The organism is Herbaspirillum autotrophicum, from assembly GCF_001189915.1.
In the GTDB taxonomy this organism is placed as follows: domain Bacteria; phylum Pseudomonadota; class Gammaproteobacteria; order Burkholderiales; family Burkholderiaceae_D; genus Herbaspirillum; species Herbaspirillum autotrophicum.
The window spans coordinates 57054-75441 of record NZ_LFLS01000021.1 but is presented as its reverse complement, the minus strand read 5'-3'; the positions used below and the strand labels follow the sequence as shown (position 1 = coordinate 75441).

At 61.8% G+C, this 18388-nt stretch carries 15 protein-coding genes; 10 read left to right on the top strand and 5 right to left on the bottom strand.

Going from position 1 to position 18388, the window contains the following annotated elements; all coding sequences use genetic code 11:
• Nucleotides 1-109 precede the first annotated feature (109 nt).
• Nucleotides 110-1792, top strand: coding sequence for a glucose-6-phosphate isomerase (gene pgi / locus AKL27_RS16735; protein WP_050464027.1), 1683 nt, complete (start codon nt 110-112; stop codon nt 1790-1792).
• A 28-nt stretch (nt 1793-1820) separates the two neighbouring features.
• On the opposite strand, the gene AKL27_RS16730 is transcribed toward pgi, so the two are convergent.
• The 3 genes from AKL27_RS16730 to AKL27_RS16720 all read right to left on the bottom strand — a co-directional run bounded on the left by AKL27_RS16730 (nt 1821) and on the right by AKL27_RS16720 (nt 8077).
• Nucleotides 1821-5639 (bottom strand): ATP-binding protein, encoded by a 3819-nt coding sequence (locus tag AKL27_RS16730; RefSeq protein ID WP_050463986.1) that lies wholly within the window; start codon nt 5637-5639, stop codon nt 1821-1823.
• 170 nt (nt 5640-5809) lie between these two features.
• The gene (locus tag AKL27_RS16725) at nt 5810-6298 is read right to left on the bottom strand and encodes a GFA family protein (protein WP_050463985.1); all 489 of its coding nucleotides are present in this window, start codon (nt 6296-6298) and stop codon (nt 5810-5812) included.
• A 90-nt stretch (nt 6299-6388) separates the two neighbouring features.
• Nucleotides 6389-8077, bottom strand: a complete 1689-nt coding sequence (locus tag AKL27_RS16720; RefSeq protein ID WP_050463984.1) for a thiamine pyrophosphate-binding protein — start codon at nt 8075-8077, stop codon at nt 6389-6391.
• Nucleotides 8078-8690: 613 nt separating this feature from the next.
• Between AKL27_RS16720 and AKL27_RS16715 the strand changes: the two genes are divergently transcribed.
• The 9 genes from AKL27_RS16715 (at nt 8691) to AKL27_RS16670 (ending at nt 15625) form a co-directional block, all read left to right on the top strand.
• Nucleotides 8691-9269, top strand: a complete 579-nt coding sequence (locus tag AKL27_RS16715) for a hypothetical protein (protein ID WP_050463983.1) — start codon at nt 8691-8693, stop codon at nt 9267-9269.
• Between the two features lie 314 nt (nt 9270-9583).
• Entirely contained in the window at nt 9584-10570 is a 987-nt protein-coding gene (locus AKL27_RS16705) for a cation diffusion facilitator family transporter (protein ID WP_050463982.1), read from the top strand.
• A 159-nt stretch (nt 10571-10729) separates the two neighbouring features.
• Entirely contained in the window at nt 10730-11314 is a 585-nt protein-coding gene (locus AKL27_RS16700) for a DUF4142 domain-containing protein (protein ID WP_050463981.1), read from the top strand.
• Nucleotides 11315-11407: 93 nt separating this feature from the next.
• Nucleotides 11408-11815, top strand: a complete 408-nt coding sequence (locus AKL27_RS16695; RefSeq protein WP_050463980.1) for a hypothetical protein — start codon at nt 11408-11410, stop codon at nt 11813-11815.
• 140 nt (nt 11816-11955) lie between these two features.
• Nucleotides 11956-12243: a DUF4186 family protein gene (locus AKL27_RS16690; RefSeq protein ID WP_232311013.1), complete on the top strand. Its 288-nt coding sequence runs from the start codon at nt 11956-11958 to the stop codon at nt 12241-12243.
• Nucleotides 12244-12448: 205 nt separating this feature from the next.
• Entirely contained in the window at nt 12449-13510 is a 1062-nt protein-coding gene (locus AKL27_RS16685) for an acyl-CoA dehydrogenase family protein (RefSeq protein WP_083439115.1), read from the top strand.
• Nucleotides 13498-14271, top strand: a complete 774-nt coding sequence (locus AKL27_RS16680) for a PIG-L deacetylase family protein (protein ID WP_050463979.1) — start codon at nt 13498-13500, stop codon at nt 14269-14271. Before AKL27_RS16685 ends, AKL27_RS16680 begins: the two co-directional genes overlap by 13 nt.
• A 50-nt stretch (nt 14272-14321) precedes the next feature.
• Complete coding sequence (locus tag AKL27_RS16675; protein ID WP_083439117.1) at nt 14322-14969, top strand: SAM-dependent methyltransferase; 648 nt, start codon at nt 14322-14324, stop codon at nt 14967-14969.
• Nucleotides 14966-15625 (top strand): glycosyltransferase, encoded by a 660-nt coding sequence (locus AKL27_RS16670; RefSeq protein ID WP_050463977.1) that lies wholly within the window; start codon nt 14966-14968, stop codon nt 15623-15625. The genes AKL27_RS16675 and AKL27_RS16670 overlap by 4 nt, the downstream gene beginning before the upstream one ends.
• Nucleotides 15626-15644: 19 nt before the next feature.
• Here the strand turns inward: AKL27_RS16670 and AKL27_RS16665 are convergent, their stop codons facing one another.
• Both AKL27_RS16665 and AKL27_RS16660 read right to left on the bottom strand, forming a co-directional pair.
• Nucleotides 15645-17594: a sensor histidine kinase gene (locus AKL27_RS16665; protein ID WP_050464025.1), complete on the bottom strand. Its 1950-nt coding sequence runs from the start codon at nt 17592-17594 to the stop codon at nt 15645-15647.
• A 42-nt stretch (nt 17595-17636) separates the two neighbouring features.
• The gene (locus AKL27_RS16660; RefSeq protein ID WP_050463976.1) at nt 17637-18356 is read right to left on the bottom strand and encodes a response regulator transcription factor; all 720 of its coding nucleotides are present in this window, start codon (nt 18354-18356) and stop codon (nt 17637-17639) included.
• Between the last annotated feature and the right edge of the window lie 32 nt (nt 18357-18388).

Below are 18388 nucleotides of genomic sequence, written 5' to 3'. Positions count from 1 at the left end.
TACAGAAATAAGCGGAGCCGTCCTATCGCTATCTCTTGCTGTCGGGCTTACTATTTTTGCACAGGCGCAAGCCAACTCTCTCTTGTTTGCAAAAATCGAAGGACCCGACATGACTCCGTTGCGTACCAGCTTTTCCCCGGCAATTATTCCGTTCACCCAGATCGACCTGACCCAGAAGACCGCGTGGAAATTGCTGGAACAACATTACCGGCAGCAAGCCCGGCATGTGCACTTGCGCGATCTGTTTGCGCAGGACGCCGGGCGCGGTACCCGGCTCAGCGCAGAAGGCGCCGGCATCTATCTCGATTATTCCAAGAATCTGGTCACCGATCAGACGCTGCGGCTGTTGATGCGCCTGGCGCGCGAGTGCGGTTTGCGACAACGTATCGAAGCCATGTTCAGCGGCGACAGGATCAATGCCACGGAACAGCGCGCAGTGCTGCACACCGCTTTGCGCGCACCGGCCAACAGCAGTTTGCGGGTCGATGGCAAAGATGTCATTGCACCGGTGCAAAAGGTGTTGCAACGGATGGGCAAGTTCTCCGCGCAGATTCGCACCGGTGAGTGGCCCGGTTTTACCGGCAAGCCGATCCGGCATGTCATCAATATCGGCATTGGTGGCTCTGACCTTGGACCGATGATGGCAGTCGAAGCGCTGCGTCATTACGCCGACGCCGAACTCGATGTGCGTTTCGTGTCGGATGTGGACGGTGCGGATTTCGAACAGGCGATTCACGGGCTGGCGGCCGACCAGACCCTGTTCATCGTTTGCTCCAAGACCTTTACCACCATGGAGACCCTTAGCAACGCCAGACTGGCGCGCGACTGGCTGGTGCAAGCGCTGGGCGATGAGCGGGCAGTGGCACGGCATTTTTCCGCCGTCACCACCAATACCGCCGCGGCCGGGAAATTCGGCATTGCGCGCGACAACATGTTCGGTTTCTGGGACTGGGTGGGAGGGCGCTATTCGCTGACGTCGGCTATCGGCCTGTCATTGATGATCGCGATTGGTGAAGACGGTTTTCGTGACCTGCTGGCCGGCTCCCATGCCATGGACCGGCATTTCCGCGAGACCCCGCTGGAGCAGAATTTGCCGGTGCTGATGGGCATGCTGACGGTGTGGTACAACAATTTTTTTCAGGCGCACAGCCAGGTCGTGTTGCCTTACAGCCGGTCGCTGAAAAAATTCCCGGCCTATCTGCAACAACTGGCGATGGAGAGCAACGGCAAACAGACCACGCTGGACGGCGCGCCGGTGTCCTATCAGACGTCGCCGGTGTACTGGGGCGACAGCGGCATCAATGGCCAGCATTCGTTTTATCAGTTACTGCATCAGGGAACCCGAATGGTGCCATGCGACTTCATCGGCTTTTGCGAGCCGCTGACCCGCACGCCTGAGCAGCATCAGTTGCTCATGGCCAGCATGTGCGCTCAGGCCGAGGCACTGGCGTTCGGCAAGAGTGCGCAAGAAGTGCGTGCCGCCGGCACCCCGGAAGAACTGGTGTCGCATCGCAGCTTCGAAGGCAATCGTCCCAGCAATACCTTGTTGATGCAGCGCCTCACGCCGCATGCGCTGGGCGCAATGATTGCCCTGTATGAACACAGCGTGTTTACCCAAGGGGTGATCTGGAATGTGGACTCGTTTGATCAATGGGGCGTTGAACTGGGCAAGGCGCTGGCCAAGCGCACCAGTGCCGAGCTGGCTGACAGCAGTTTGCCGCTGACCCATGACAGTTCCACCAATGCCTTGCTGAAGCGCTTGCGCCGGCAGTCGCCGGCCGCGCGTTCCTGAACCTGGCCGCAGCCCCGCGGCTCAGGCCTCAGGCTGGCGGTGGCGCCAGCAATTCCCGGATCACCGCTTCCAGCGTATCGATATCCACCGGTTTCACCAGATGCCGCACAAATCCCGCCTGCGCTGAGCGCTGGCGGTCGGTGGCCTGACCGTACCCGGTGAGCGCCACCATCTGCAACTGCGCCAGACCGGGTTGGGTACGCAGATGACCGGCCAGTTCGTAGCCATCCATGATCGGCAAACCGATATCCAGCAACGCAATGCGGGGCGTGAAGCTTTGCACTACGTGGAGTGCCGACGGACCGTCGCCGGCGACGCGCACCTGATAGCCGCAGAAGGTGAGCAGCTCGGACAAGATCTGGGCCGCATCCGCGTTGTCATCGACCACCAGAATCGGACAGGAAAGTCCACTGTTGGCCCGCTCCGGCAGACGGGGATGGGCAATCGCGGTGGCCGTCACGCCGGTGGCTGCCGGCAGCCGCACGGTGAACACGCTGCCCTGATCGCGGCCACCGCTGCTGGCGCTGATGCTGCCGCCATGCAATTGCGTCAGGCTGCGCGAGATCGCCAGCCCGAGCCCGATGCCGCCTTTGGCGCGGTCCAGACTTTGTGCTTCCTGCGAAAACATGTCGAACACGTGGGGCAGCATGTCGGCACTGATACCGACGCCGCTATCCACCACCCGCAACACAATGTGTTCACCTTCGCGCAGCGCGCTGAGCGTGATATCGCCGCGATTTTCAGTGTATTTGCCGGCATTCGTCAGCAGGTTGGCAAACACCTGGGGCAGCCGTTCGGGATCGGCTTCTACCTGCAAGCCTTGTGCCGCCACCGAGATGTTCAGCCGGTGCTGGCGTTCTTCCAGTAACGGACTCGCCGTTTCCACTGCCTTGGCGACGATCTCGGCAATTTCCAGCACGTGTTTCTTGAGTACGATCTTGCCTTGCGCGACCCGTGACACATCGAGCAAATCATCGACCAGCCGCACCAGATGGCGCGCTTGCCGTTCGATGATGTTGCATTCTCGTTCGGTGCCGGCATTGCCGCGCAGACGCATCAGTTGCACTGCGGTCATGATGGGGGTGAGCGGGTTGCGCAATTCATGTCCGAGGATGGCGATGAATTCATCCTTGGTGCGGTTGGCGACCTCGGCGTTTTGCCGTGCCCGCGTCAGCTCGCTGACGTCGAACGCTACCACGGCGATGCCTTCCGGTTGGCCGCCGGTATCGAACATCGGCTGGTAAACGAAATCGAAATAGCAGACCCGCAGGGTGCCGTCGGGCTGTTGCAGTTCGACTCGCAGGGAACGCCCGATATGTGGTTTGCCTTCGCGATAGACTTCATCGAGCAATGCAAAGATGCACTGGCCGGCCAGTTCCGGCATGGCATCCTTGACGGTCTTGCCGACCAGCGATTGACGTCCGACCAGATCGCAATAATGCGAATTGGCCAGTTCAAAAACATGTTCTGCGCCGCGCGTGATGGCGATGCCGACCGGCGCCTGGGCAAATACCGTCGCCATGCGGGCAGCATGTCGTTGTTCGACCTGGCGCAGTTGCGAGCGCAACAGCATGGCTTCGATACGGGCGACCAGCTCGCGTCCGGAAAACGGCTTCACCATGTATTCATCAGCGCCGGCCAGCAGACCGTCGAGTCGCGCTTCTTCGCCGGCCCGCGCCGACAGCAGAATGAAGGGCAGATTGTGATCGCTCATTTCGGCGCGTACCGCCGCCAGCAGTCCGAAGCCATCGAGTTCCGGCATCATGACATCGGAGACGATCAGATCCGGCGCCTGCTCGCGCACTGCGGCCAACGCCTGCACGCCATTGGCAGCGGTTAGCACTTGCCAGCGTGGCGACAACAGGTTGCGCAGATAGTCGCGCATATCGGCATTGTCATCGGCCACCAGCACGCGCATGTGGCGCGTGCTGGTAGCTGCCATCAGTTCAGTGGCAGCCGCGACCACGGGTTCCTGCATGCTGTTCCAGCGCTCGGCTTCACCGACATAGCTGGCGGCCAGCGTGCCGTCGGCGGTGCTCACCGGCAGCGCGGCCGGCATGCTGATATCCGTTGCCGCTACCACGGCGGCGGCCGGCACATGGGCGTGACCCAGCGGCAGGTGCAGCGTGAAGCGGGTGCCGCGCGCGGGCGCGCTGTCGACTTCGATCTGGCCCCCATGCAGCGCCAGCAGATCGCGTACCAGCGCGAGGCCGATGCCGGACCCTTCATGACTGCGCGCGCGGGCGCCGGCGACGCGATGAAAACGCTTGAACAGCAGTGGCAGATCACTGGCGGCGACGCCGACCCCGGTATCGCTGACGGTCACCACGACGTGCTCGTCGCGTTGCCGCAGAGTCAGTGTGACGCTGCCTTCAAACGTGAATTTGTAGGCATTCGACAATAAATTCAAAATGATTTTTTCCCACATGCCGACATCAACGAAGACGGCTTCGGTCAGTGTCGGACAATCGACTTCAAATGTCAGTCCGGCACTTTCCATGGTGGCGCGGAAGGTGCTGGCAATGTCGGCGGTGAGGGCGGCCAGGTCGACCGCGACAAATTCCGGTTGCGTGCTGTTGGCCTGCAAGCGGGAAAAATCGAGCAGGGTATTGACCAGTTTTTGCAGACGCAGGGCGTTGCGCCGGATCAGTTCCAGTTGTTGTACCTGTGGTGCCGCCCAGTCGAGGCTGGGCTCCGACAGCAGGTCGTCGAGCGGTCCCAGCATCAGGGTCAGCGGCGTGCGGAATTCGTGGCTGACATTGCTGAAGAAGGTGGTCTTGGCATGATCCAGTTCGGCCAGCAGGTCGGCGCGACGCTTTTCGTCTTCGGCGCTGCGGGCATTCCGGATGGCGGTTGCCGCCTGACCTGCCAGCAATTCGAAGAAGGTACGGTAGTCATCATCGAGCGGCCGGGTGGGATTGACGCCGAAGATCAATACCCCGACCGGCTGCTCCTTGCCCGATGCCGCCAGGGGCAATGCGATGGCGGTGCGCACGGGATGATTGGCCGGTCCGCGCGGCAAGTCATGCAAGGTCGAGACGTCAATGATCTGCGCTCTGCCGCTGGCCAATACATCATGTACCGGACAGATCGGATATTTTTCCGGCGTACTCAGATCGATGTGCGCGGGTGCGCTGTAATGCGCCGGCAATACGTGCACGCTTTGTTCCAGCACCGCGTGACGGCCATCGGCATCGCTCAGGTAGAGCAGCGCAAACGGAATGTCATCGGGGTTGCCGGCCAGTACGGCGGCGGTGGCGGCGCAAGCGGTGATGGTGGTTTTTTCCAGCAGGGCGCCGGCCGCCAGTTCCGACAGGGTGCGCAGGCGGCGCGCATGCAAGAACTTGGCCGTGACTTCGGTGTTGGGACAAAACAGGCCGCCGACGGCGCCGCTTTCATCCCGGATCGGGCTGTAAGAAAACGAATAATAGGTCTCGCGCACGCCATCCTCGCGATTCATGAACAGGCGTTGTTCTTCCACCGAGGTCGCTTCGCCCCGGGCAAATACCTTGTCGGCCAGCGGACCGCAGATATCCCATACTTCATGCCAGACTTCGGCGGTAGGGCGTCCCAGCGCGTGCGGATGTTTGAGCGAACTGAGTACGCCGATGTAGGCATCGTTGTAGAGAAAGGTGATCTCGGGACCCCAGCCGATCCAGATCGGATGACAGGAATTGAGCATCAGGCTGACCGTGGTGCGCAGGCTTTGCGGCCAGTTGTCGAGCGGTCCGAGCGGGGTTTGCGACCAGTCGTGGGCACGGATCAGGTCGCCCATGATACCGGGACCTTGCAGGAAAGCGTACGGAGCCGGCGCATCGGTGGCGTCGCTGGGCGTAAATCGCGGCATGCTTTTTTCTCTATGTCGGAGTCTCAGGTGCACCCGCACATGCACAGGCTGGCCGCCATGGTCACTCCCGGGTACCGGGATTATAAATACTATCCACGCGGCAAGAATGTCACGCACGAATCCTACGGCAAAATAAGTAATCGGCCTACAATCCGGCCGATGTCAAATCATCAATATTTTCCGGGGCAGACGCGTTGATGCCAGACCTCAAGCGATTCTTCGGGATACTGGTCGAAATGCTTGTCGCGGCTGCCGCCGTCGATTTCCACCCAGGACGCTTTCGACGCCAGCATCATGTGCGTATGTTGCGATGCCGCCGGCAGCGGGGTATCGATCGCCGAGGCGAACGGATGTATCAGCTCCGGCCATTCCGGACTGAACAGCCACAGCGCGCTGCCGCAGCGGCGGCAGAAATGGCGTTCGGCGGTGCTGGCGTGGGTGCGCCCCTGGCCGTTTTTCATCTTGGCGTGATAGATGCTGATATCGTCCTGGCCGCGTATTTTCAGGGTACTGGCGTCGGCGCCGATGTTGACGGCGTAACCGCCGCCGCCCTGGGTCTTGCGGCAGATCGAACAGTAGCAGCGTTGATAGGGGACCGGCGTGCTGCTGTCGACGCGGAAATGCACCGCGCCGCAGTGACAGGATCCTTCGAGTTCCATGGTTGATCTCCCGAAATGCGGATGCAGCTTGCAGTATGCGCCGCATCCGGTGTCAGCGGTGATGTCGCCTCGCGGCGTGGCGCGGGCGGTTCAGGCGCCGGTCATGGACAGCATGGTTTCGCGTACCTTGGCCAGACCGAAGCGCCAGATCTGATCCAGTTTGATGTGCGGCATGGCCGGTAGTTCGTTGGGATCGATGAAGACATTCAATACCGCCGGGCCGGGGGCCGCCAGCAGTTGCTCCAGCGCCGGATCCAGTTGTGCCGGGGTCTTCGCGGTAAAGCCCTGCGCGCCGCAGGCCAAGGCGAAGGCAGCGAAATCCAGATTGGGAAATTCGCTGCCCGCGAATGCCGGCAAGCCGGCTTGCTCCATTTCCAGATGCACCAGACCCCATTCGCGGTTGTTGAACACGATGACCTTGACCGGCAGCCGGTGTTCGACGCTGGTCATGAACTCGCCGAGCAGCATGGTGAAGCCGCCGTCGCCGACCGCAACGAGCACCTGGCGCGCACGATCCAGTGCCTGGATGCCATTGGCCTGACCGAGTGACGTACCGACGGCGGCATTGTTGAAGGAGGCCAGCAAGCGTTGCTGTCCGCTCTGGCGCAGCCAGTTGCCGCACCACAAGGTGACGACGCCGGTATCGACCACGAACACCGCATCGGCGCGCGCATGATCGCTGATCTTGCGCGCCAGCCGCTGCGGTTTGATCTTGTCGCCGGCGACCGCTGCATGTTTGTCCAGCATCTGGTTCCAGCGCAGCCGGTGTTCACTGACCTGATTGAAAAACGCATTGTTGGTGCGGCCTTCGCACAGCGCCAGCAATTGCCGCACGGCAGGTTGCACCGAGGCTGCGATGCCGAGTTCGACCGGGGTCCGGCGTCCCAGCACGAACCCGCGTTCGTCGATCTGAATGGTACGGGTATTGCCGGGCAAGAATTCCGAGTAGGGATAGTCGGAACCGAGCATCAGCAGCAGATCTGCATCCCGCAAGGCATCCACGCCGGGAGCGCCGCCGATCAGGCCGACGCCGCCGATCCAGCACGGATGATCATACGCTTGCATGTCCTTGGCGCGGAAGGTATGCACCACCGGCGCCTGCAGCTTTTCCGCGAGTGCAGTGATTTCAGCCACTGCGCCACGGGCGCCGTTACCGGCCAGAATCACCACGCTTTTGGCTTGATTGATCATGCTGGCAGCGGCGGCGATTTCTTCTGCCGGTGGCGCGTTGTCGGTCAGCGGCCGCAAGGTGTTGATGCTGCGCATCACGGTACTGGTCTTGGCGCCGATGATATCGGCCGGAATATTCAGATGGGCGACGCCGCGCCGGGCATAGGCCTGGGCAATCGCCTGATGAATGACTTGCGGTGCCTGCTCGGCGCTGACGACGGTCTGGGTGTAGACCGCGACGTCACGGAACAAGAGGTCGGGGGTGTTTTCCTGCAAATAATCGATACCGCGCCGGCTGGCCGGCACGCCGCCGGAAATCGCCAGTACCGGCGCATGATCCTTGTGGGCTTCGTACAGTCCTGCCAGCAAATGATTGGCGCCCGGTCCGGTGGTGCCACAGCATACCCCGAGCCGTCCGGTCAGCTTGGCCTGACCGGCCGCCGCCAGTGCCGCGCCTTCTTCATGCCGTACGCCGATCCACTCCAGACGTTTGTCGCGCCGGATGGCGTCCGTAAACGGATTGAGTGCATCACCGACCACGCCGAATACCTGACGCACACCGATCTGATACAAGGTATCAACGAGTATTTCGGCAACAGTGGCTGACATGGCAACTCCTTTGGCAACAAGAATGAAAATTCAGCTTAGCGCGCTGATGCTGACAGCGGTATCGGGCGATGCGGTAAATCGCTGTAGGAGAAGTGCAGCGCTGGCGGATACCGGCGTGGCGGCGCCGCCCGGGCGCCACCGGAACGCAAGTCGAGAGCCGGCAAGCGTGCCGGAAAATAAATCTTCTTCCTGATCCGCACTGGCGGCAACTGGTGGTACGTCATGGCGTGCGCACCGGTTGGCTGAAGCAGCGGGCGGCGCCGGCAGTGAAGGCTGCGGGCAAGGCGGAACATGGGGGCCCGGCTGAAAGCAGATCGAACTCTCATGTTGCGACCGCGATGGCGGCGAGGGTAATCGGCCAATCCTGTAGCTTGATGTCAGACGACATCTGAAAACGGGGTGCCGCTGGCTGAATTTTCACTTGCCGGATTGCGTCACCATCGCCATGGCGCTGGCGGGCACGATGTTGACGCGGCAACAAGCGGCTGACGATTTTTCTTACAGGCGAATGCGGCAGACGCCTATCGTGCCGCCACCGGGCGCGGCGTAGTCTTTGGCCATGTGCCGGCTTGCCGGCAGTCATCAGGCATTCATCGCAGAAAGGAAGCACGCTATGTCATCCATCATCGTGGGCCGATTTCAATTGCAGGACGAGACCGAACATGCGGTCGACCAACTGGTGTTGGCGGGCCATCCGCGCACCGCGATTGCCACCTTCTACCTGAACCCGGCCGGGCAGCATGACTTGTACCCGATTGGCGGCGACCGTGACAAATCACCGGGCGCCAGCGACACCGACGTCGGCGTGGTGGCGGGCGCTGGTGCCGGGGCGGTCGTCGGTGCCGGGGCCGGCGCAGTACTGGCTCCGGTTACCGGCCCGGTTGGTCCGATACTGGGAACACTGGCGGGGGCCCATGTGGGGGCGCTGATCGGCAGTCTGGATGCCACCGCCGACAGCGACGACGGCACCCATGCCAACGAAAATCAGGTGCGGCGGGCCGGCATGCGGGTGGCGGTTGCCATTGTTGATGACGAACAGCAACGCCGGGTTGTCGCTACCTTGCGTGAACTGGGCGCGGTGGACATGGAATACAGCGAAGGCAGTATTGTGGACGGCGACTGGACCGATTTCGATCCGTTGACGTCGCCGCATTACCTCGATCAGGGCAAGCGTGCGGCAGCGCCGCTGTGAGCGTTGCAAGGGGCTGGAAAGGACGTGGCAGATGATGGATGTCGTGGGCTGGATCAGCGCCCTGATCTTGTTGCTGACGGTGGGTTCGCAAGTGTTTGAACAATGGCGCAGCGGCAGCAGTCGCGGCGTCTCGCCGTGGTTGTTTGTCGGTCAACTGGCGGCGTCAACCGGGTTCGTGATTTACAGCGCGGCAGTCGGCAACTGGGTCTTCGTCGCAGCCAATGCCGCGACCTGGTGTGCGGCGCTAGTCGGCCAGTATCTTTATCTGCGCAATCGCGCCCGGCCGGCAGCGGCCATCACAGTCCCAGCTGACCATGAATGCACCGCGCCAGCGCTGGTGGAGCAAACTGCGGCAACCGCAGCAGTCATCGACGCTGGTCATCTATGCGGCGCTGGCCGGCAACTTCATGGTGGCCCTGACCAAATTGGGTGCCGCCCTGTGGACCGGTAGTTCAGCCATGCTTAGTGAAAGCATTCATTCGGCGGTCGACATGGGCAACGAATTGTTGCTGCTGTATGGCATGCGGCGCGCCGAACGCAAACCGGATCATGATCATCCGGTCGGTTATGGTCGCGAAGTGTATTTTTGGAGCTTTGTGGTGGCGGTCCTGATTTTTACGCTCGGCGCCGGGATGTCGATGTATGAAGGCGTGCGCCACATTCTGCAACCGACACCGATAGAAAGCGCCCGCGTCAGTTATCTGGTTTTGCTGGCATCTGCCGTATTTGAGGGCGGCTCATGGGTGCTGACGCTGAATCGCTTCAAGGGCAAGAAGCGCTACTCGGAATTGTTTGCCGAATTTCGTCGCAGCAAGGACCCGCCGACGTTCATTGTGTTGCTGGAAGATACCGCCGCCATCCTTGGTCTGGCAGTAGCGTTCATCGGCATTTGGTGCTCGGTGTATTTTGAGCAGCCGGCGTTTGACGGTATTGCTTCCATCGTTATTGGCTTGATTCTGGCGGCTACTGCCGCCATGCTGGCGCGCGAAACCAAAGGCTTGCTGATCGGCGAACGGGCGCATCAGCAAGTGCAGGATTCGATCGTGAAACTGGTGACGGCGATGGATGGCGTGGTGGGTGGCAACGGTCTGGTAACCGTGCATCTGGCGCCGCATCAGATTCTGGCGGCGTTGAGCGTGGAGTTTGAAGATGATTTGCGTACGCCGCAGATCGAAGCGCTGGTGATTGCCATGGAGGCACGTATCCGCGAACGGCATCCGGAAGTGGTGGTGCTGTTTATCAAACCGCAAACGGCCGGGCGTTACCAGGCGCTCTGGAATGCGACTGACAGCACCGGCTGAGGATGTCGCCCGACAAGTAGCCGGCATGCGCTCATCAATTCTTACAGCCGGCAGAGTGAGTGTCCGATTTCATTCGCAGCGCGCACATCCTACAGTGGATACATGGCAAGTTTTCTGCCATCTGCATTTCATTTTTCCCCATGTTCAAGGAGAACCCGTATGTCATCTTTTTCATTTCGCCCGCAATTCCGCCTGCCTCTGTCGCGCCGCAACGGCACCTTGATCAAGGTGCTCGGCATCACAGCGGTGAGTGCCGTCGGATTGGTGATGGCGATCCAGCAGGCACGCGCCGACGGACTGCCACACAAAGACAAGGCCTTTCTGGAACATGCGGCTGAAGCCGGCAATGCCGAAGTGGAAGCCAGCAAACTGGCGCTCGAAAAGACCGCCAATCCCGACGTCAAGACGTTCGCCACGCTGATGATTGATGAGCATACCACCGTCGGCGACCGCCTCAAGAAATTGGCTGCCACCAAAAATCTCAAGGTGCCGGATCGTCCGGGCGTGACACAGCGCGCCAAGATTGCGATTCTCGGCAAGTTGGATGGCGCTGCGTTCGATGAACAGTACGTCGGCACCATCGGCGTTTCGGCGCACAAGGATGCGGTTGATCTGTTCAAGAAGGGCGCCGCCGAAGCCAAGGATGCCGAGGTCAAGGATTTCGCCGCCAAGACCCTGCCCAATCTGGAACACCATCTGGAGATGGCCAACGCGCTCAAGGCCAAGCTCGACGCCAGCAAATGATGGCTGGCAATTTCCGGCTCCCTGACTGCCGGCGGCGACAGCAGTATCGGATGCGCCGTCGGGTAGCAGGCAACTGTTTTTCAGGGAGGACATATGAAGACGTCCGGCATCGGGAATCCGCAGCAGCAACCCCGTCATGCCGTGCGCAGCGATGGCGGCAGCCATCCCTTGCACGACGCCATGCGCGACTGTATTGCCGCTTGTACCCATTGTCATCAGGTATGCCTGGCGACACTGGCGGCCATCAGTGAGTCTGACTTGGTGGCCGAAGCCGGTGCCGCCGCCTTGCCGTCGCCGGCCTTGTTGCTGGCATGCAGTAACTTGTGTGCGTTGTCGGCCAGCTTGCAGGTCATGCACTCGCCTTACAGCAAACGGGTCTGTGCATTGTGTGCCGATATTTGTCGCGAGTGCGAAGCGCAATGCGCAGAGCGGATTGTGACCGTCGAATGTGCTGCCGCCTGTCGCGCCTGCGCCGCCAGTTGCAGTGCGATGAGCGCTTGATGGCGCCGCCGTCAAGTCGAGATACCTGCATTCATTGTCTCTGGTATTGGATCAACTGAAGCATTCGCGCTTGCGGCGCCGGTTTCGGTTATCCGCGACGGAATATCGTTACTTGCAGAAAACCGGGGCCGGATACGCTGTTGCTGCATGCCGGGCAATTCGTTGCCACCCGTCTGGCACCGGCTATCCCGCCCAACGATGGCAAGCAGACCCCGTTCCACGGCCATCCGGTATTTGTCGCCCGGCATGCCACCGCCACCTGCTGTCGCCGTTGCCTGTACCAGTGGCATGGCATTCCCGAGGGTGTCGCATTGACACATGTCCAACAGCAATATGCGGTGGCCGCGGTGATGCATTGGTTGCAGCAACAGCCGCCACCGCCAGTCAAACCGGTGTCGGTGTCACCGGCCCAGGCCCGAGTGTTCTGAGGCACGCTGCTGCACTTCAGCAAGTCTTACATGCAAACAGGAAAGGCGCTTATGTCGGGGCCCGGGGTTTGCTTTTATGCTGAAGTTGAGTCGGCACAGCGTGTCACGACAAGCCGCGGGCGCGACCGGTGGCAGGCATTGGTTGGTATAGCCCGCGCTGTGTTCTGACCTTTTTATTTCTCTTATTTCATCTCCGGAGGTGCTGATGCATTCGGCAATCGGTATTGATCAGGCGCCTGCCATCCGCGCTTTTCTTGACCAGCGCCAGAGCGCCACTGATCTGGATGTCAATAACACTACCGGCTTGTTGCTGGCGGCCATGATCGAGGCCGGGCTGGACCGTCTGGTGTTGCCAGGTGACGGCCATATCTTGCTGCGTTGGCAGGCATTGGCGGCAGTCGCGGCACATGACCTGAGCCTGACCAAATTGTACGAAGGGCATACCGATGCGCTGGCGATTCTGGCCGAGGCCGGCGTGACGCCACCGGTGGCTGACAGCCGTTGGGGCGTGTGGTGTGCCGAACCGCCGCAAGCCCGGGTCGAGATCCGCGCTGCCGGCGGTACGGACAGTCAGGAAGTCCGGCTGAGCGGCACCAAAGCCTGGTGCTCGGGAGCCCGGGTGTTGACCCACGCCATCCTCAGCGGCTGGAACGAGCAAGGCCAGCCTTGTCTGGTGGCCGTGGATTTGTACCAGTCCGGCATCGTGATCTCGGATGAAGGCTGGCATGCTGTCGGCATGGCCAACACCATGAGCGTCAATGTGCAATTCAATGAGGCGCTCGGGATCACCATCGGCAGCCCCGGTTTCTACACGCGGCGGCCCGGGTTCTGGCATGGCGCAGCAGGTATCGCGGCCTGCTGGTACGGGGCGGCGGCGCAGTTGGTTCATTATCTGCGGGAGCATCTGACTGCCCGTAACGACCCTCATGCCCTGGCGCATCTGGGGCGCGCCGACATGGCCTTGAATCTGGCAGCGTGCGCCTTGCGCGCGGCCGCGCAAGAGATAGATGCGGCCCCGCTCGGTGACAGCTATCACAGCGCAATGCGGGTGCGGCTGGGGTGCGAGTGGGCCGCCACGCAAGTGATGCAGGCATTGGGCCAGGCGCTTGGGGCGGCGCCGTATTGCCGGGATCCGTGGTCCAGCCGGATGCTGGCCGACTTGCCGGTATTTTTGCGCCAAAGTCACGCTGAACGCGATCTGGCAGCACTGGGTCGCTTTTGCGCAGAGCAACATGGAAGCGAGCGAGAACACCCATGGCAACTGTGATTTCAACGCCTGCCGAGCGCTTGCAAAATCATCCCGGCACGGTCGAACAGCATTGGCGTGAACACCCCCGCATGGCACAAGTGCCGGAGGTTGGCGCGGCGCAATTGGTGCCGGCCGGATCGCGGGCGGTGGTGGTGGCACCGCATCCGGATGATGAAGTGCTGGGTTGTGCCGGCTTGCTGATGGCGCTGGCGCAAGCCGGGCGCGATATCTTGCTGATTGCGGTGTCGGATGGCGAGGGCAGTCATGCCAGTGGCTCCGCCATGAGCGCCGGTTTGCTGGCGCAGCTGCGGCCGGCGGAAACCATCGCTGCGCTGGGGGTGCTGGAACTGGTGCAGGTCGACATCATGCGCGCCAATATTCCGGACAGCCGGGTCGCTGAACATCGCCTCAAACTCCAGGATCTGCTGCTGGCCTATGTGCAGCGCAGCGATACCTTGCTGGCGAGCTGGCATCTGGACGGTCACCCGGATCACGATGCAGTCGGCGAAGTTTGTCGTGATGTCGGTCGCCGCATCGGTTGTCATGTGATCGAAGTGCCGGTCTGGCTGTGGCACTGGCGTCAGCCCGATGATGGCGACATACCGTGGCACAGCGCGCGCAAACTGGCACTCGATCAAGAACAGGTGGAGCGCAAGGCGCAAGCGCTGCAGTGCTATCGCAGCCAGCTGGAACCGGATTTGTCGACCGGCAATGCCGCCGTGCTCAGCAATGAAGTACTGGCGCACTTTCTGCGGCCTTATGAAATTTATTTTGTGTAGATTGTTTTTGCACCATGTCACTGAAAAACCGAGGAGGGCGCATGCGGGCCATGTCATCCGACTATTTCGACGCCTTGTACCAGGCCAGCGACGATCCGTGGCGGATTGAAGATAACTGGTACGAACAACGCAAACGCGCGCTGCTGACAGCGATGCTGCCGCGCCGGCGCTTCCGCAATGCGCTCGAACCGGGCTGCGGCACCGGCGAGCTGACGCTGGCGCTGGGACCGCATTGCGACCACATTCTGGCCGGCGATCTGGCACCGGCAGCGGTGGATATTGCGCGTCGCCGCTGGCAGCAATATCAGCAACGCCAGCCCAATTTCTTTGCGCCGGGGCATCAGCCCCATTGTCATGCCCGCTTCATCGACATGACCTTGCCGGCCGACTGGCCCGCGCATCTCGGCGCCAGCTTCGATCTGATCGTCATCAGTGAACTGGCCTACTATCTGGATGCCGCGGCCTTGCAGCGGCTGCCGGCGCTGATCAATGGTTCGCTGGCGGACGACGGCGTACTGCTGGCCTGTCACTGGCGTCACGATTTTCCGCAACGCCTGCACGATACCGCAAGCATTCACGCCGGCTTCGACAACATACCGGCGCTGCATCGCATGGCGCACTATCAGGATGAGGATTTCCTGCTCGACATGTGGTGCCGCCAGCCGGCGTCCATTGCGCAGCAACAGGGGCTGGCATGATCGGCGTGGTGATCCCGGTCCACAATGAAGAAGATTTCCTGCGTGGCTGCCTGCTCTCGCTGCAAGTCGCGGCGCGTCATCCCGGGCTGATGGGGGAACAGGTCCGCATCGTCGTGGTGCTGGATGCCTGTACCGACCGGTCGGCGCTGCTGGCAGCGGCACTTGAGGTCGAGTGTTTGCAGATCGGGGCGCGCAGTGTCGGTACGGCACGCGCTGCCGGCGCCCGTTACCTGCTGCAACAGGGAGCGCGCTGGCTGGCATTTACCGATGCCGACAGCGTGGTCTCGCATGACTGGCTGCCGCGGCAACTGGCTTTGGACAGCGATGCGGTATGCGGCACGGTGTCGGTGCTGGACTGGGCCGTACACGGTGCGCGCGGTGCCTTGTTGCGGGAACGGTTTTACGATTGCTATCGCGATCACGATGGACACCGGCATATTCATGGCGCCAATCTCGGCGTTTCGGCGGCCGCATATTTGCGCGCCGGCGGCTTTTCCGCCTTGCGCTGTGGCGAAGATGTCGCGCTGGTGCAGGCGCTGCTGGCATGCGGGGTGCAGATCGCATGGAGCGCCGCGCCCCGGGTCCAGACCAGCAGCCGCTTTGCCTGTCGCGCGCGCGGCGGGTTTGGCGATACCTTGCATCGGCTGTGGTGTTGAGCGCTGGTGTTGAATGCGTCTAGGCGCCAGACACCTGGCGCCGCAGCGGCAGCCACAGCGTAAAACGGGTGCCGGCTGCGGTCGAGTGCCAGGCTACGCTGCCGTCAATGGATCTGGCGCGTCGCTGCTGATTATGCAAGCCGCGCCCGGCGGCGCGCAGCAGCGCCTGGTCGGGGTCGAAGCCGGCACCGTTGTCTTCAATCATGACGACCACGCCGTCTGCCTCGGCTGCGGTGTGCACGCGGATCCTGTCGGCACTGGTATGGCGCAGGATATTGGCGATGCTTTCCTGCACGATGCGCAAGATATGCAGCGCGCTGGACGGCTCCAGCCAGTCCAGCGCCGGCAGTTCCTGTACTTCCCAGACCAGCTTGATATTGGTGTCTTCCAGACGCGGCTCCAGCCGGAAGCGCAGGGTCGCCAGCAACAACAGTAAATCCGCTTCCACCGGCTCCATCGAATCGATGGTCAGCTTCAAATCATCCAGACAGTCCTTGAGTATTTGCGATATCTTGCTGTCGCTGACGCCGCCATGTTCTACCGAACGGATGGCGCTGATCAATGACGATCCCAGCCCATCGTGCATGTCTTGCATCAGCCGCTGACGCTCGTCACTGATGCTTTGGCGCAGGGCTGCCTGGCGCAGGCGCTGATGGCTCAGTTCCAGCTCGGTTTCGCGTTGTTGCAGGCGTTGCGCCAGACTGGCATTGAGCTGTTCCACTGCGGCGATGGCGCCGACGTAATGGCGGTACATCAAGGTGCCGAACATGGCGAAGGTGACGGCATTGGTATAGGCGCCGAGGAACCAGCCTTCGGGACCGATGACATTGTTGTGCAGCAGCCAGTCGGACATCCCGAGCAGGGTCGAGGCCGCCACGCCGACCGCCACCAGCAGACCGTCGCGCGAACGTCCGCGGGAACAGAGGGCGCCCGTGACGCTGACCACCACCCCCATGATCACCGCGATGGCATACACCAGCGGCACCAGCAGCGAGGTGCTCGGATAGACCGGCAGGATGCCCGGCACCGGCATGCTGAGGATGCTGATCAGCAGGGTCACGCCAACCACGGCTCGGGTCAGCCAGGTCAGTGCTTGTCCGTGCAACTGACGCAAAAACAGATGGATCACCATCAGCAACCAGAACAAGGCGTTCGCCGTCAGCCACGCAAACCAGTCGCTGACAATCGGCAGGCTGACGTAGTAGTGCAGATGGCCGACGAACGATACTGCCGCCAGATTGAAGAACAGCAGATAGCTGGTTTCATGACGGCGTCTGAACCAGACGAACAGGGCAAAAATGCCGACCGCCATGAAGGCGGCACTGAGCGTGGCCGGCAATTCCCGCTGCAACCACTGGCGCAGGTAATAGCGGCCTTGCAATGCCGCCGCCGGCCCGATCCACAGCGAAGACAAGCCCACCGGCGTTTCGGCTGCGTGCTCCACACGGATCAGGATTTCCTGTAACGGTGCGCCATCGACAGCCTGATCCAGCGGCACCCACAAGGGCGTGAACAAGCTGTTCCAGAGTTCACCTTGCGCTTGCACCCGCTGTACCAGCCGGCCATTGGCATAAAGGGTCACGTTGCCGCTGGTCTTGATGCGCGCGCCATATAGCATCAGCGGACCGGCAGCGACGTTGCGCTCGTCCGGCGTGAGTCGGATCCAGGTGGTGCGCAGCGGCGTCTGGCCGGCATCGCCGGTTTGTGTCTGCGGCCCCGGGTTCACCGGCAAGGTGGCCGGCAACACGATGGCTTGCCACGTCGGCGGCAAGCTGCTGCGGTCAATGCTGAGTGGCGGCGCGGCCGTGACGCGGGTATCCGTATCCTGCCATTCGGCATGCGTCAGATGGAGGCTGGTCGCCGATCCGGCATTGCTGGTCTGCAGATACCAGGCACCCACGGCGACCAGCAACGCCAGAGAAAAGACGAAGATCGCACTGGAAAAAAGGGAGGCCGGGCGCAGTTTCATGTCGGCATCATAACCGACCGGCATCGGTTTGCGACACGGTACTTAATCGGGCAGCAAACCAAGGGTCCTTGCCTCGTAAATGGCTTCGGTCTTGGAGGTGACTTTGAGTTTGTCGTAGATGCGGCGCACGAACGTGCGTACCGTGAAATGCGATAACTGCATCAGACGTGCTATTTCGTGAGTAGTAAAACCGCGCGTAATGTAGTCGAGCACTTCCCGTTCCCGCGCCGACAACAGGCCGGCGGCCGCTGCCGCTTTTTCAGTGTTCGCGGCCGCTTCCGGCGCTGCCGCGGCGCCGGCCTGGCCGCTTGCACCGGCCCGAAACCGCGCCAATACCTGACGCGCGATGATGGGGCTGATCGGGCTGCCGCCGCTGGCGAGGCTGCGAATTTCATCACTCATCCTGGCCGGCGAACTGTCTTTCAGCAGATAGCCGGCAGCACCGGCTTCAATCGAGCGCATGACATGGGTTTCATCACCGAAATTGGTGCTGACCATGATGTGGCAGCTTGGCCATTGCACGACGGCGGTCTGGATCACGTCAATGCCGGAGCCATCGGGCAAACCGAGATCAACCAGCAACACATCGGCCGGCGGCCCTTGCAACATCAGCAAGCCCTCGGCCCGGGTCGCTGCGGTGTGCGCCAGCCGCATGTCCGGTGCGGCTTGTACCACCTTGCTCAAGGCGGCGCGAAAGTCGGGATCATCCTCGACGATGGCGACGTGGATGGTGGCGGCAGGACTGTCTGGAGTGGCTGGCATAGGAGTGCCATTGTACGCCGCCGGGCCGCCGC

What these genes read in the sequence shown, in the direction of transcription:
- pgi (WP_050464027.1), top strand. Translation starts at nt 110, where the DNA reads ATGACTCCGTTGCGTACCAGCTTTTCCCCGGCAATTATTCCGTTCACC.
- AKL27_RS16730 (WP_050463986.1), bottom strand. Translation starts at nt 5,639, where the DNA reads ATGCCGCGATTTACGCCCAGCGACGCCACCGATGCGCCGGCTCCGTAC.
- AKL27_RS16725 (WP_050463985.1), bottom strand. Translation starts at nt 6,298, where the DNA reads ATGGAACTCGAAGGATCCTGTCACTGCGGCGCGGTGCATTTCCGCGTC.
- AKL27_RS16720 (WP_050463984.1), bottom strand. Translation starts at nt 8,077, where the DNA reads ATGTCAGCCACTGTTGCCGAAATACTCGTTGATACCTTGTATCAGATC.
- AKL27_RS16715 (WP_050463983.1), top strand. Translation starts at nt 8,691, where the DNA reads ATGTCATCCATCATCGTGGGCCGATTTCAATTGCAGGACGAGACCGAA.
- AKL27_RS16705 (WP_050463982.1), top strand. Translation starts at nt 9,584, where the DNA reads ATGAATGCACCGCGCCAGCGCTGGTGGAGCAAACTGCGGCAACCGCAG.
- AKL27_RS16700 (WP_050463981.1), top strand. Translation starts at nt 10,730, where the DNA reads ATGTCATCTTTTTCATTTCGCCCGCAATTCCGCCTGCCTCTGTCGCGC.
- AKL27_RS16695 (WP_050463980.1), top strand. Translation starts at nt 11,408, where the DNA reads ATGAAGACGTCCGGCATCGGGAATCCGCAGCAGCAACCCCGTCATGCC.
- AKL27_RS16685 (WP_083439115.1), top strand. Translation starts at nt 12,449, where the DNA reads ATGCATTCGGCAATCGGTATTGATCAGGCGCCTGCCATCCGCGCTTTT.
- AKL27_RS16680 (WP_050463979.1), top strand. Translation starts at nt 13,498, where the DNA reads ATGGCAACTGTGATTTCAACGCCTGCCGAGCGCTTGCAAAATCATCCC.
- AKL27_RS16675 (WP_083439117.1), top strand. Translation starts at nt 14,322, where the DNA reads ATGTCATCCGACTATTTCGACGCCTTGTACCAGGCCAGCGACGATCCG.
- AKL27_RS16670 (WP_050463977.1), top strand. Translation starts at nt 14,966, where the DNA reads ATGATCGGCGTGGTGATCCCGGTCCACAATGAAGAAGATTTCCTGCGT.
- AKL27_RS16665 (WP_050464025.1), bottom strand. Translation starts at nt 17,594, where the DNA reads ATGAAACTGCGCCCGGCCTCCCTTTTTTCCAGTGCGATCTTCGTCTTT.
- AKL27_RS16660 (WP_050463976.1), bottom strand. Translation starts at nt 18,356, where the DNA reads ATGCCAGCCACTCCAGACAGTCCTGCCGCCACCATCCACGTCGCCATC.